14 protein-coding genes and 1 tRNA gene are annotated in these 12,039 nt (G+C 71.6%); 2 read left to right on the forward strand and 13 right to left on the reverse strand.

Going from position 1 to position 12,039, the window contains the following annotated elements:
* Positions 1–536 precede the first annotated feature (536 nt).
* From ACZ6W9_RS30830 to ACZ6W9_RS30875, 10 genes are all read right to left on the reverse strand, one after another.
* Positions 537–1,052: a hypothetical protein gene (locus tag ACZ6W9_RS30830; RefSeq protein WP_389961868.1), complete on the reverse strand. Its 516-nt coding sequence runs from the start codon at positions 1,050–1,052 to the stop codon at positions 537–539.
* On the reverse strand, positions 1,049–1,549 hold the full coding sequence (locus ACZ6W9_RS30835; protein WP_389961870.1) for a hypothetical protein: 501 nt from the start codon (positions 1,547–1,549) through the stop codon (positions 1,049–1,051). The genes ACZ6W9_RS30830 and ACZ6W9_RS30835 overlap by 4 nt, the downstream gene beginning before the upstream one ends.
* Before the next feature lie 373 nt (positions 1,550–1,922).
* Positions 1,923–2,318, reverse strand: coding sequence for a 50S ribosomal protein L7/L12 (rplL, locus tag ACZ6W9_RS30840; RefSeq protein ID WP_362936767.1), 396 nt, complete (start codon positions 2,316–2,318; stop codon positions 1,923–1,925).
* Positions 2,319–2,400: 82 nt separating this feature from the next.
* Positions 2,401–2,925, reverse strand: coding sequence for a 50S ribosomal protein L10 (gene rplJ / locus ACZ6W9_RS30845; RefSeq protein WP_362936770.1), 525 nt, complete (start codon positions 2,923–2,925; stop codon positions 2,401–2,403).
* A gap of 448 nt (positions 2,926–3,373) precedes the next feature.
* A complete protein-coding gene (locus ACZ6W9_RS30850) occupies positions 3,374–4,225 on the reverse strand; it encodes an SCO4651 family lipoprotein (RefSeq protein WP_470120871.1) in 852 nt (283 codons plus the stop codon).
* Positions 4,226–4,423: 198 nt separating this feature from the next.
* Positions 4,424–5,137, reverse strand: coding sequence for a 50S ribosomal protein L1 (gene rplA, locus ACZ6W9_RS30855; protein ID WP_389961875.1), 714 nt, complete (start codon positions 5,135–5,137; stop codon positions 4,424–4,426).
* Positions 5,138–5,304: 167 nt separating this feature from the next.
* Positions 5,305–5,736: a 50S ribosomal protein L11 gene (gene rplK / locus ACZ6W9_RS30860; RefSeq protein WP_362936779.1), complete on the reverse strand. Its 432-nt coding sequence runs from the start codon at positions 5,734–5,736 to the stop codon at positions 5,305–5,307.
* Positions 5,737–5,853: 117 nt separating this feature from the next.
* On the reverse strand, positions 5,854–6,624 hold the full coding sequence (gene nusG / locus ACZ6W9_RS30865) for a transcription termination/antitermination protein NusG (RefSeq protein ID WP_389961878.1): 771 nt from the start codon (positions 6,622–6,624) through the stop codon (positions 5,854–5,856).
* Positions 6,625–6,701: 77 nt separating this feature from the next.
* Complete coding sequence (gene secE, locus ACZ6W9_RS30870; RefSeq protein WP_362936785.1) at positions 6,702–6,950, reverse strand: preprotein translocase subunit SecE; 249 nt, start codon at positions 6,948–6,950, stop codon at positions 6,702–6,704.
* A gap of 77 nt (positions 6,951–7,027) precedes the next feature.
* Positions 7,028–7,100: transfer RNA gene (locus ACZ6W9_RS30875), tRNA-Trp, on the reverse strand.
* A 301-nt stretch (positions 7,101–7,401) separates the two neighbouring features.
* On the opposite strand from ACZ6W9_RS30875, the gene ACZ6W9_RS30880 reads away from it, so the two are divergent.
* A complete protein-coding gene (locus ACZ6W9_RS30880; RefSeq protein ID WP_389961881.1) occupies positions 7,402–8,607 on the forward strand; it encodes a pyridoxal phosphate-dependent aminotransferase in 1,206 nt (401 codons plus the stop codon).
* Between the two features lie 177 nt (positions 8,608–8,784).
* Here the strand turns inward: ACZ6W9_RS30880 and ACZ6W9_RS30885 are convergent, their stop codons facing one another.
* Positions 8,785–9,075 (reverse strand): hypothetical protein, encoded by a 291-nt coding sequence (locus tag ACZ6W9_RS30885; protein ID WP_389961883.1) that lies wholly within the window; start codon positions 9,073–9,075, stop codon positions 8,785–8,787.
* Positions 9,076–9,271: 196 nt separating this feature from the next.
* On the opposite strand from ACZ6W9_RS30885, the gene ACZ6W9_RS30890 reads away from it, so the two are divergent.
* On the forward strand, positions 9,272–10,291 hold the full coding sequence (locus tag ACZ6W9_RS30890; protein WP_362936794.1) for an adenosine deaminase: 1,020 nt from the start codon (positions 9,272–9,274) through the stop codon (positions 10,289–10,291).
* A 178-nt stretch (positions 10,292–10,469) separates the two neighbouring features.
* Here ACZ6W9_RS30890 and ACZ6W9_RS30895 read toward each other — a convergent pair whose 3' ends face one another.
* Positions 10,470–11,411 (reverse strand): hypothetical protein, encoded by a 942-nt coding sequence (locus ACZ6W9_RS30895; protein WP_470120875.1) that lies wholly within the window; start codon positions 11,409–11,411, stop codon positions 10,470–10,472.
* A complete protein-coding gene (locus ACZ6W9_RS30900; protein ID WP_470120876.1) occupies positions 11,398–11,994 on the reverse strand; it encodes an RNA polymerase sigma factor in 597 nt (198 codons plus the stop codon). Before ACZ6W9_RS30900 ends, ACZ6W9_RS30895 begins: the two co-directional genes overlap by 14 nt.
* Between the last annotated feature and the right edge of the window lie 45 nt (positions 11,995–12,039).

The raw sequence follows: 12,039 nt of genomic DNA on the forward strand, positions 1-12,039 counted from the left end.
GGTCGGGAACCTCAAGCGGTTCCTGGATGCGTGCGAACGACACACGACGGGGACCAGCGGGTACGGCGGAGGCGTTGCGCGAGGCTGCCAACAGATGTCCTTCCGAGGGCTCGCGGCGGACTGACTACACGCACGCCAGACGACCATGCATCGGAGCACCAAAAGAAGCGGGTCGTCAAAGGGCAGCGCAAAGGGGCAGTGTAGCCGAACGGCACACACCTGTCCAGTCCACTCTCGCTGCATGCTCCACGTTGGTCGCAGCATCGCCCGTCAGCGCCGAAACGTCAAGCCCGCGAGCTGACATTTCAGCCGAGGAACGGCCAAGACGCCGGGAGTTCTTCCCGTCGCGAACCACGCGTCACCATCGGCCCCAGGACGATACCCGACGACCCGCCGAGGCTAACGCTCAGTCACACGACGGCTCGAACGCTAGCCCATGCCGGGCCGACGATCGACACTACCGTGGCTCATCTACCCCGCCTGGCACCGAACTCAAACATGAATTTTGCCGACAATTGACCGACGCGCCACGCCGGTCAGGCGGGAGGAGGGGCGCCGAGCAGGGTGGACAGCTCCGCCACCAGCCAGCGCGACCCCTGCTTCACCATGCCGAACCGGGCACGGTTCTGGACGACCTGCCGCCGCGGCTCGCTCTCGCCGGGCGGGGTCCTGACCGTGCCGACGTTCGTGAACAGCAGCACGTCCACCCGGCCGGCCCGCACCGACTCCACCGCCGCGCCCGCGACCGTCACCTGCTGGACCGTGCGTTCCTGCCTGACCTGCGGAGCCAGTGACTTGGCGAGCTGACGGTAGTGCTCGGTGAGGCCGCCCGTGGTGTATCCCGCCGCCCGCGTGAAGTCCTGCTCGATCGTGCGGTAGTCGTACGAGAGCATGTCGGGGGCGGCCAGGCGGGCGGCCGCCAGCGCCTCGCGGCCGTCGGCCTCCTCCTGGCGCAGCCGGCTCAGCTCGCCGTACATGACCCAGGTCACCGCCGCGAGCACGAGCGCGACGGCGCCCAGCGCCGCGGCGACCGTCCGGGATCCGCCCCTCATGAGACCTGCTCCACCTTCGACACGAGCCAGCCTCCGGAGGCCCTGGTCAGCTGCATCCGCCACCGGTAGAACTGCTCCCGGGGGGCGCTCTCGCTCCCCTCCCCCCGGACCACCGCGTCGCCGACGACCAGCGCCTCGGCCGTGTCCCCCCGCAGCGAGACGAGCCCGGAGGCGCGCAGCGCCCCGGTCCGCAGGAGCCTGTCCCCGACCGTGGTCTCCCGCAGGGCGGCGGCGTCGCGGACGTACTCCGCCCGCGCCTGCCCCGTCGAGGTGCCGAGGACGCGTCGCATGTCGGCGTCGACGTTCTGGTATCCGACCGACATCAGGGCCACGGCGTGCTCCCCCGCCGCCCTGAGCGCCGCCTCGCGGTCGCCGGCCGCCGCCCGGGCCTCCCGCAGGCCCATGCCCGCCCACAGGGCCGCCCCTAGCAGCACCAAGGCCAGCGCGCCCAGCACGAGGCCGACGGGCCCCGGGACGCGACGCCGGGAGGCGTCCATCGGCACCGCATCCTCCCCTCCCGGCCCGCGTGACGCGAGCCGGCGGCCGTACGGCGCGGGCCACCGGGCCGGTGAGCCCCGTCGGGCGGATCATAACCCGCCCGCGGCCGGAGCCATCGGCCTTTCGGCCCCGAGGAGCACGCGGAAGACGTCTGGGGCGGAGGGGTGCGGGAGCGGAGGACGGGAGGCGCCGGAGAGGACCGGGAAGGGCCGCGGAGCGCGAGGCGGCGAGCCCAGGGAAGGTCCCGAGGCCCGAGAGACGGGCGGACCCGGGGAGAAGGGGCCGGGAAAGAGCCCGGAGACACAAAAAGAGCGGGCCACCGGCACCTGGTGGACCCGCTCTTCTCGCGGTGATACTGCTTACGTGACGGTCTTACTTGACGGTCACGGTGGCGCCGGCGCCCTCAAGGGCGGCCTTGGCCTTCTCAGCCTGCTCCTTGTTGACCTTGCCGTCGAAGACGGGCTTGGGAGCGCCGTCCACGAGGTCCTTGGCCTCCTTCAGGCCCAGGCTGGTCAGGGCGCGGATCTCCTTGATGACCTGGATCTTCTTGTCGCCGGCGGCCTCGAGGATGACGTCGAACTCGTCCTGCTCCTCGGCCTCCTCGGCGGCACCGCCGGCGCCACCGGCGGCCGGGGCGGCCGCGACGGCGACCGGGGCGGCAGCCTTGACGTCGAAGGTCTCCTCGAAGAGCTTCACGAAGTCGGACAGCTCAAGGAGGGTCATCTCCTTGAAAGCGTCGAGCAGCTCGTCGGTGGTGAGCTTCGCCATGGTTTCCTCCGTATGGATCTAAGAACTTAAGAACTGGGACCGCGGTTCGTGTGCGCTAATCCCCCGGGCCGCCTGCGCGGACCTACTCGCCCGCCTCCGCGCGCTTCGCGCGCAGGGCCTCGGCCAGCTGAGCCATGTTGGTGGGCAGCGCGCTGAAGACAGCGGCCGCGTGGCCCTGCTTGGCCTTCAGAGCACCGGCCAGCTTCGCGAGGAGAACCTCACGCGACTCAAGGTCGGCAAGCTTGCTGATCTCGTCCGGCGTCATCGACTTGCCGTCGACGACACCGCCCTTGATGACCAGGAGGGGATTGGCCTTGGCGAAGTCACGCAGACTCTTGGCAGCCTCGACCACGTCGCCCTTGACGAACGCGATCGCCGACGGGCCCGCAAGCAGGCCGTCGAGCTGGTTGATCCCGGCCTCGTTGGCCGCGATCTTGGTCAGCGTGTTCTTCACCACGGCGAACTTCGCATTCTCACCGAGAGAGACACGCAGCTCCTTGAGCTGCGCGACGGTGAGACCGCGGTACTCGGTCAGAACGGCGGCGCTCGAGCCTTCGAAGCTGCTCTTGAGCTCGGCTACGGCCGTCGCCTTCTCCGCCTTCGCCATGGGCCTCCTTCCAGATGTGCCGCCGGCAAAGGCCCGAGAAAAGAACAAGCCCCGGCGCAGGCGCACGGGGCTCACATAAGGAAGACATTTTCCCAATGGAAACTCACTACACACCTACGCGGGCCGTCCACGACGTGGATCCTTGGGTCGCCACACCATGAGGCATGACGACGACCGGCGGTCTTCGGCACGGACAGCATACGCCCTGCCGGGGCGTGCGCCAAATCGCCGTACGAACCGTGTCCGCCCCCGGCGCTCTCCCCGGTTCTCCGGGCCCTGCCGGACGTACGGCGGCGCGCCCGGATCCGCATGGCACCGCCGGGCCCGTACGGCGCGCACAGGCCCGCGGATCGACGACGCCGCCCTCGAAGCCGTACGGCCCGCGCCCCGGACCACAGGGGGCCGGGGCGCGGGCCGTACGAGAGGCCGGTCGAGCCGGGCGGGGGCGTCAGTTGCCGCCGGTGCGCCCGCGCAGCTCCTCCACCTGCTCGGCGGGGGGAGCCGCGATCTGCACGGGCTCGTTGAAGTTCTTGAAGAGCGCCGTCGCGTTGAACGTGGCGCCCTGCTCCGAGCCGCTCAGCGTGACCTTGCGGGGCAGGCTCTGAGCGTCGGCCCACAGGTCGAACTTCACGTCCTTGACCTGCGCGAGCTGGCGCTGGAGCTGCTCACGCCTGGCCGGGTCGGCCGCCTGGGCGGCCTTGTCCACCGGGAAGGTGCCGCTGTAGTGGGTGGTCTCCACGCCGCCGACCGTCTCGGTGCCCACCGCCTTGACGTCCTCGGACGTCGTGAGCATCTTGACCGTCCCGGCCAGGTCGAACTGCTGGGCCTGGGTCATGAAGTCACGGATCTTGGCCTGCTCGCCGGATTCGAGATCGGTGAGCGAGACCTTGGCCCACGGCTTGGTCGTGTCGGCGAACTGCCGCAGGGCATCCGACTTCACGTAGACCGAGTCGCCGGTGAGGACCGCGCGCACCCCGCCGGGGACGTTCTGCCCGCCGAAGGTGATCGTGTTCAGCGTGACGTCCGCGGCGAGAGCGGGCTTGCTCTGGTACCGCACGGTGCCCTGGATCTTGCCCGTCCCGTGGTCACCGCCGGTGGTCTCGGCGACCAGATCGGCGGTGTAGGAGGTGGCCTCCTCCGCCTGCCGCGCGCTCTGCAGCACCGCGTCGGCGGCGGCCAGCTTGATGTTCCCGAGGGAGGCGGCACTCGTCCCCCCGGACCCGGCGCTCTGCGCACCGCATCCCGTGACCGTGACCAGCGCGGCCGCACCCAGCGCGACTGCGGGAGCATATCGGCGCATTAATCATCACCCCTTCGTTTCCCCCTCAACTGCCCTCGACATTACGCGGCGAACCTGTCGTCCGCGTCGTCCGGAGGAACGAAGGAAACACGAAGGGCCTCAACCGAATGGCCGATTCGGCTGAGGCCCCAGGTCCGCGCGGATCCCCGCCGTAGCGGGGATCCGCGCGGGTTCGCGCGTTCGGAGAGGTGATCGCCGTCAGGCGTCGGCGTCGGCGGCCGCCACCCGCGTCACGTTCGGGTCGACGGGGATGCCGGGGCCCATGGACGTGGTGAAGGCGACCTTCTTGACGTAGCGGCCCTTGGCCGCGGACGGCTTGAGACGCAGCACCTCCTCAAGGGCGGCGGCGTAGTTCTCGACGAGCTGACGCTCGGTGAACGACACCTTGCCGATGATGAAGTGCAGGTTCGAGTGCCGGTCGACCCGGAACTCGATCTTGCCGCCCTTGATGTCGGTGACGGCCTTGCCGACGGCCGGGGTGACGGTGCCGGTCTTGGGGTTCGGCATCAGGCCACGCGGGCCGAGCACGCGGCCCAGGCGGCCGACCTTGCCCATGAGGTCGGGCGTGGCGACGACCGCGTCGAAGTCGAGGCGGCCCTTGGCGACCTCGTCGATCAGCTCGTCGGCGCCCACGATGTCGGCGCCCGCGGCGCGGGCCTCCTCGGCACGGTCACCGGTCGCGAAGACCAGGACCCGGGCGGTCTTACCGGTGCCGTGCGGGAGGTTGACGGTGCCGCGGACCATCTGGTCGGCCTTGCGGGGGTCGACGCCCAGCCGCAGCGCGACCTCGACGGTCGCGTCGAACTTGGAGACGCTCGTCTCCTTGGCCAGCTTGACCGCCTCGGCGGGGCTGTAGAGGTTCTCGCGGTCGATCTGGGCCGCTGCGTTGCGGTAACCCTTGCTGCGCTTCACTTGCTCACTCCTGGATCCGAGTGTCCGTGGTACGGGCCAGCGCCTGGCCCCTCCACTTGCTTCGAGATTGTGGTGCCGGCGCGACGTCGGCCGCGCCCGCCTCCGGGACCTCCGCGGGACCGCCGGACCTCCTCGGTCCGCGCCCGCTCACGCCCGGCTCGCCGTGGCTAGTCGGCGATCGTGATGCCCATCGACCGGGCGGTGCCGGCGATGATCTTCTCGGCCGCCTCGATGTCGTTGGCGTTGAGGTCCTGCATCTTGGTCTGGGCGATCTCGCGCAGCTGGTCGCGGGTCAGCTTGCCGACCTTGTCCTTCTGCGGGACGGCCGAGCCCTTGGCCACACCGGCGGCCTTCTTGATCAGCTCAGGCGCCGGGGGCGTCTTCGTGACGAAGGTGAAGCTGCGGTCCTCGAAGATGGTGATCTCAACGGGGATGATGTTGCCGCGCTGGGCCTCGGTGGCAGCGTTGTACTGCTTCACGAAGTCCATGATGTTGACGCCGTGCGGACCGAGGGCGGTACCGACCGGCGGGGCGGGCGTGGCCTGGCCAGCGGGAAGCTGGACCTTGACCAGTGCCGCGATCTTCTTCTTAGGAGGCATGGTTTTCTCCGGGTCCTCTTCAGGTTGACGCGGCTCCCGCGCAGAGCGTGCGGGAGCATGTCGGCGGGCCGTGCTTCGCGGACACGGCCACCGAACGACTTAGTGTATGTGAACCGGTCAGATCTTCGAGACCTGGTTGAACGACAGCTCAACCGGGGTCTCGCGGCCGAAGATCGACACCAGCACCTTGAGCTTCTGCGACTCGACGCTGATCTCGCTGACCGTCGCGGGAAGTGTCGCGAAGGGGCCGTCCATGACCGTGACGGACTCGCCGACCTCGAAGTCGACGGTCGCGGCGGCGGCCTTGGCGGTCGTCTTCTTGGTCTCCTCGGACGGCTCGGGCGCGAGCAGCTTGGCGACCTCGTCGATGCTCAAGGGGCTCGGCTTGTTGGACAGGCCGACGAAGCCGGTCACGCCGGGGGTGTTGCGCACCGCGGACCATGACTCGTCGGTGAGCTCCATCCGGACGAGGACGTAGCCGGGCAGCACCCGCTCCTTGACGAGCTGACGCTTGCCGCTCTTGACCTCGGTCACGTGATGGGTCGGCACCTCGACCTGGAAGATGTAATCCTCCATGTTGAGGGACTGCGTGCGGGTCTCGATGTTGGACTTCACGCGGTTCTCGTAGCCGGCGTAGGAGTGGATGACGTACCACTCGCCGTACTGGCCCCGCAGCTCGCGCTTGAACTCCTCGACCGGGTCGACGTCGGGAAGGACGTCTCCGTCCTCGTCGACGGCGCCGGCCGGGGCCTCCTCGGCCTCGGCGTCGGCCTCGACGTCAGACTCGGCGGGCTCGACCGGCGAGCTCGCCTCGACGTCGACGGCCTCTTCCGGCTCGCTCACCCGCTCCTCGGGGTGCTCGCCGGCCGCCTGTGAAGACTCGGACACGGTGACTCATTCTCTTTCCGTCGATGGCTATTGACTTACCGCGGTACGACGCGGTGACGAACGCGCCCGGAGGCGGATCAGGCTCCGCCGAAGATCCGCAGCACGCCCTCGGTGAGGATCGCGTCGAAACCGGCCACGATCGCGACCATGATCAGAACAAAGACCAGGACGATGACGGTGTAAGAGATGAGCTCCTTGCGCGTGGGCCAGATGACCTTGCGCAGCTCAGCGATGACCTGTCGGTAGAAAAGGGCAGGAGAAGTACGCTTGGCCTTCTTCTCACCGCTCGGCTTGTCTGCGGTTTCGCCGCGCGTGTCGATCGCCACAGTCCTCACCCGAAATCCGTCGTGTCCAACGCATGTCTGCGGCGCGCTAGACGCCCTGATGCGCGGACCGCTCCTCGCAGGGCACGAGGGACTCGAACCCCCAACCGCCGGTTTTGGAGACCGGTGCGCTACCAATTGCGCTAGTGCCCTAAGACATGAACCACCATACATCGGTTGGACCGAAGTTTGTCCGTGGCTCACGGTCTTGACCGCCGATTCACGCGGAAGGCGGTAAGACCATGCCGGAGTCTACGGGTGAATGGCCCGTACGTCGAACCGGGGGACGATCGTCCTGGTCACGCCTCCTTTCCACCCGCCGGGTCGCTCTCCGCCCCGCCCGGGGCGGAGCCGTACGATTTCGGCCCCACGAATCCGCCCGGTCCGGCGCGGGCCGCGTCCACATCATGGATGGGCGTCGGGAGGCGGGCCACGGTTCTGTAACCATGGAGCCATGACCCGTCCTCGCATCTCAGCGCGCATCTCCGCGATCTCCGAGTCCGCCACGCTCGCCGTGGACGCCAAGGCCAAGGCCATGAAGGCGGCGGGCCGCCCGGTCATCGGCTTCGGCGCGGGCGAGCCGGACTTCCCGACTCCCGGTTACATCGTCGAGGCGGCCGTCGAGGCGTGCCGGAACCCCCGGTTCCACAAGTACACCCCGGCCGGCGGCCTTCCCGAGCTGAAGCAGGCCGTCGCCGACAAGACGCTCCGCGACTCCGGCTACCGGGTCGAGGCGGCCCAGGTGCTGATCACGAACGGCGGCAAGCAGGCGGTCTACGAGGCGTTCGCCACGCTGCTCGACCCGGGCGACGAGGTCCTGGTCGTCGCGCCGTACTGGACGACCTACCCCGAGGCGATCAAGCTGGCGGGCGGCGTCCAGGTCGATGTCGTGACCGACGAGACCACGGGATACCTCGCGAGCGTCGAGCAGCTGGAGGCGGCCCGCACCGACCGGACCAAGGTCCTGCTGTTCGTCTCGCCGTCCAACCCGACCGGGGCCGTCCACAGCCCCGAGCAGGTCGAGGCGATCGGCCGGTGGGCCGCCGAGCACGACCTGTGGGTCGTCACCGACGAGATCTACGAGCACCTGACGTACGGCGACGCGAGCTTCGTGAGCATCGCCGCCGCCGTCCCCGAGCTCGGCGACAGGGTCGTCGTCCTGAACGGCGTCGCCAAGACCTACGCGATGACCGGCTGGCGGGTCGGCTGGCTGATCGGGCCCAAGGACGTCGTCAAGGCCGCGACCAACCTGCAGTCGCACGCCACCTCCAACGTCTCCAACGTGGCCCAGGCCGCCGCGCTGGCGGCCGTCTCCGGCGACCTGGCGGCCGTGGCGGAGATGCGCGAGGCGTTCGACCGCCGCCGCAGGACCATGGTCCGCATGCTGAACGACATCCCCGGTGTGGTCTGCCCGGAGCCCAAGGGCGCCTTCTACGCGTACCCGTCGGTCAAGGAGCTGCTGGGCCGGGACTTCGGCGGCCGGCGTCCGCAGACGTCCGCCGAGCTCGCCGAGCTGATCCTGGAGGAGGCCGAGGTCGCGCTCGTGCCCGGCGAGGCGTTCGGCACCCCGGGCTACTTCCGGCTGTCCTACGCGCTCGGCGACGACGACCTCGCCGAGGGCGTCAGCCGGGTCGCCAAGTTCCTCACCCAGGGGCGCTAGCGGTACGGATCCTCGGCGGGCCGGGCCCGGCCCGCGCCGCCCCCTCACCCGGGGGCGCCCGTCCAGGCGCGCCGGCCGTACGGTGGCCGGCCCCGCCGCGGGACGCCCGGCCGGCGGCCCTGCCCGGGGCGCCGGCCGTCCGGCCGCGGGGAGGCGCGCCCCGCGGCCGGGCCGGGCTCACTCGACGGAGACGCTGACCCCCTCCTCCACGACGGCGGCGGTGTCCGGGCTCAGCACGAGGACGACCTCCCCGGTGCAGTAGGGGCCGTTCCAGATGTAGGCGTAGCCGTCGCTCTGGTTGTTGACGTCGAGCGGGAAGACGTCGGAGCCGTAGCAGCCGCTGGGGTCGTAGTAGACCGCTCCGTTGACGATCAGCGCTCCCTGGGCCGCCTGGGCGGGGTGGGAGACGGTCAGCGCGAGCGCCGCGGCCGCGGCGAGGACGCCGAGTGTGGTGGTCACGCGTCTCATGGGTGCCTCCTGCGCGTGCGGGGCCGCCGTCTGCGGCCCGGCCCTCCATAACGTAAAGTAAGCATAAAGAGTCGTAGAGTAACCGCATGGTGAAACCCGTCTTCCCCTGGAGCCCCAATCGTCCCTGCTGTCTCCCGTCGCGGGCCGGCCCGACGTACGGTGCGCGGGAGCGCCGCGGGTAGGGCACCATATGGAAATGGCACGTCCCCTGCGCGCACTGCCCAAGGCCCATCTCCACCTGCACTTCACCGGCTCGATGCGGCACACCACCCTGGTGGAGCTGGCCCGCGAGCAGGGCCTGCACCTGCCGGACGCGCTGGTCAGGGACTGGCCTCCGAAGCTGCGGGCGACCGACGAGCGCGGCTGGTTCCGCTTCCAGCGGCTGTACGACATCGCCCGGTCGGTCCTCCAGCGGGAGGACGACGTCTACCGGCTGCTGCGGGAGGCCGCCGAGGACGAAGCGGCGGAGGGGTCGCGCTGGCTGGAGATCCAGGTGGACCCGTCGGGATACGCCCACCGGTTCGGCGGCCTCACCCCGACCCTGGAGCTGATGCTCGACGCCGCGCGCAAGGCCGCCGGGCACGCGGGGATCGGCGTGGCCGTCGTGGTGGCCGCCAACCGCACCCGGCACCCCCTCGACGCCAAGACGCTCGCCAGGCTCGCCTCCCGTCACATGGACCAGGGCGTGGTCGGGTTCGGCCTGTCCAACGACGAGCGCCGGGGCCGGGCCCGTGACTTCGACGGGGCGTTCCGGCTCGCCAAGCGGGCCGGGCTGCTGTCCCTGCCGCACGGCGGGGAGCTACTGGGCTCCGGCAGCGTGGCCGAGTGCGTCGACCTGCTGGGCGCCGACCGGGTCGGGCACGGTGTGCGGGCGGCCGAGTCCGAGCGGCTCATGGAGCGCCTGGCGGAGCGGGGGATCACCTGCGAGGTCTGCCCGTCCTCCAACGTCGGGCTCGGCGTGGCCGAGCGGGCCGAGGACGTGCCGCTGCGGCGGCTGTTCGACGCGGGCGTGTCGATCGCGCTGGGCGCCGACGACCCCCTGCTGTTCGGCTCGCGGCTGCTGCGCCAGTACGAGCTGGCCAGGGAGGTGTACGGCTTCACCGACGCGGAGCTCGCCGAGCTGGCCCGGCAGTCCGTCAGGGCGTCGGCGGCCCCGGAGCACGTGCGCCGGGACCTCCTCGCGGAGATCGACGACTGGCTGGCGTCCCCGGCCTGAGCCGTACGGCGGGACCCGGCGGGGCGGGGCGGAGGTCCCGGGGGCCGCGGCGGGCTCCGGGATCCGAGCGGATCCGGCCGGTCGGCGAGGCCCCGGGCCGGAGGGCTCGGCGGCCCCGACGGGCTCGATGGGTTCAGCGGGCTCAGTTGACCCGGTGGGCTCGATGGGTTCAGTGGGCTCAGCGGGTCGACCTGGCGATCTCCAGGGCCCGCCGGAGGTCCGCGACCCCCTCCAGGCGCAGGCCCGTCCGCCCCTTCTGCCAGATGAGGGTCGGGTCCGCCCGGCGGGGACGGGCGGGCGCCTCGCCGACCGCCGTGCGGGGCAGGTAGATCAGGCCGTGCGGGCCCGGGATCCACCACCCCTGCGAGGCGCCGACCGTCACCTGCTCGGGCCAGGGCGGTCCCAGTTCCTTGCGGAAGACCACCTGGAGCACCCCGTCGTACTCGTCCAGCCGGACACCCGGCCAGAGCAGCGACACCACCCGCCCGCCGTCGGCGACCCGTACGTCGGCGGGGTCCTCCAGCCCGGCGGGGACCGCGACGGGGAAGGCCGCCTGCCGCCGGGCCTCCTCCAGCGTGACCCGTCGCTCCCCCGGCAGCGGCGCGGCCACCCCGGCGGGCAGCGGCCCGGGGCCGCCGACGCGCAGCTCGATCCCGGCGAACCTCAGGACCCGGGCGACCGCCGCCTGCCCCGCCGGGGTGACCCCCAGGAGGAGGGCGGCGGCGACCGCGACCGCGACGGCCGCGCGCCGCCGGGTGACGCGCCCCGGCCCCCGGCCGTCGCCGCGCCGTGCCGGCGCGCGTCGCGCCCCACGGCGGGCGGGCGGCTCCGGGCGCGGCCCCGCGCCGGTGGGCGCCCCGGCGGGACGGCCCTCCCCGGCGGCTTCGAGCCGGGCCCGTACGGCCGCCGCCACCTCGGCCGGGGGCGGCGCGGATGTCTCCAGGACCTCTCCCAGGGCCAGGAGCGCGGCCTCGACGCCACCGACGCCACCGACGCCATCGGGGGCACCGGGGGCACCGGGCCTGGCGGCCCGGGAAAAACCGTCATCGGCCGGCACTCGGCCACCGGCTCCGGCGTCCTCGGGCGGGACGCCCCGCGGGGCGTCGTCAGGTGAGGTCACGGTCCACCTCCTCGCGCAGCCGGCGCAGGCCCCGGGAGGTCCGGGACTTGACGGTGCCGACCGGCAGCCCGAGCACCTGCGCGGTCTCGGCCTCGGACAGCTGCAGGAAGTACCGGCAGACGACGGCCTGACGTTCCCGTTCCGGAAGCGCGCGTACCAGGCCGAGGAGGCGGGTGCGCCGGTCGGTGGCGACGGCCGCGTCCTCGGAGCTCTGCGCCGCGCCCGGCGGGTCGAGCTCGGTGACCCGTGCGGTCAGCTCCGCGCGACGGCCCCGGGAACGGGTCAGGTCGTGGGTCTCGTTGGCCACGATCCGCAGCAGCCAGGGGCGGAACGGCGCGTCGCGCCGGAAACCGCCCAGGTGGCGGTACGCCTTGACGAACGCCTCCTGGACGACGTCCTCGGCCTCGTCGCCGGCCCCGAGCATCGCCGCCGTGCGGTGCGCGAGCGCGCTGTAGCGGGCGACCAGGACCTCGTAGGCCGCAAGGTCGCCGTCCAGGGAACGGGCGATCGCCTCGTCGTCGTCCGTCGGGGGGCTCCTTCGGGGGGCGCCGCCCCGGGATCGGGGCGGGCCCCAAGATTCCACCGCATCGCGGCGTCCCCGGGGAAGCCCCGGACCCGGAGAATCACC

This window comes from Streptosporangium sp. NPDC053982 (assembly GCF_055585205.1).

Coding starts and splice junctions, on each gene's coding strand:
- rplK (WP_362936779.1), bottom strand. CDS start 5,736: ATGCCTCCTAAGAAGAAGATCGCGGCACTGGTCAAGGTCCAGCTTCCC.
- rplL (WP_362936767.1), bottom strand. CDS start 2,318: ATGGCGAAGCTCACCACCGACGAGCTGCTCGACGCTTTCAAGGAGATG.
- rplJ (WP_362936770.1), bottom strand. CDS start 2,925: ATGGCGAAGGCGGAGAAGGCGACGGCCGTAGCCGAGCTCAAGAGCAGC.
- ACZ6W9_RS30830 (WP_389961868.1), bottom strand. CDS start 1,052: ATGAGGGGCGGATCCCGGACGGTCGCCGCGGCGCTGGGCGCCGTCGCG.
- ACZ6W9_RS30835 (WP_389961870.1), bottom strand. CDS start 1,549: ATGGACGCCTCCCGGCGTCGCGTCCCGGGGCCCGTCGGCCTCGTGCTG.
- ACZ6W9_RS30885 (WP_389961883.1), bottom strand. CDS start 9,075: ATGAGACGCGTGACCACCACACTCGGCGTCCTCGCCGCGGCCGCGGCG.
- ACZ6W9_RS30890 (WP_362936794.1), top strand. CDS start 9,272: ATGGCACGTCCCCTGCGCGCACTGCCCAAGGCCCATCTCCACCTGCAC.
- ACZ6W9_RS30850 (WP_470120871.1), bottom strand. CDS start 4,225: ATGCGCCGATATGCTCCCGCAGTCGCGCTGGGTGCGGCCGCGCTGGTC.
- ACZ6W9_RS30880 (WP_389961881.1), top strand. CDS start 7,402: ATGACCCGTCCTCGCATCTCAGCGCGCATCTCCGCGATCTCCGAGTCC.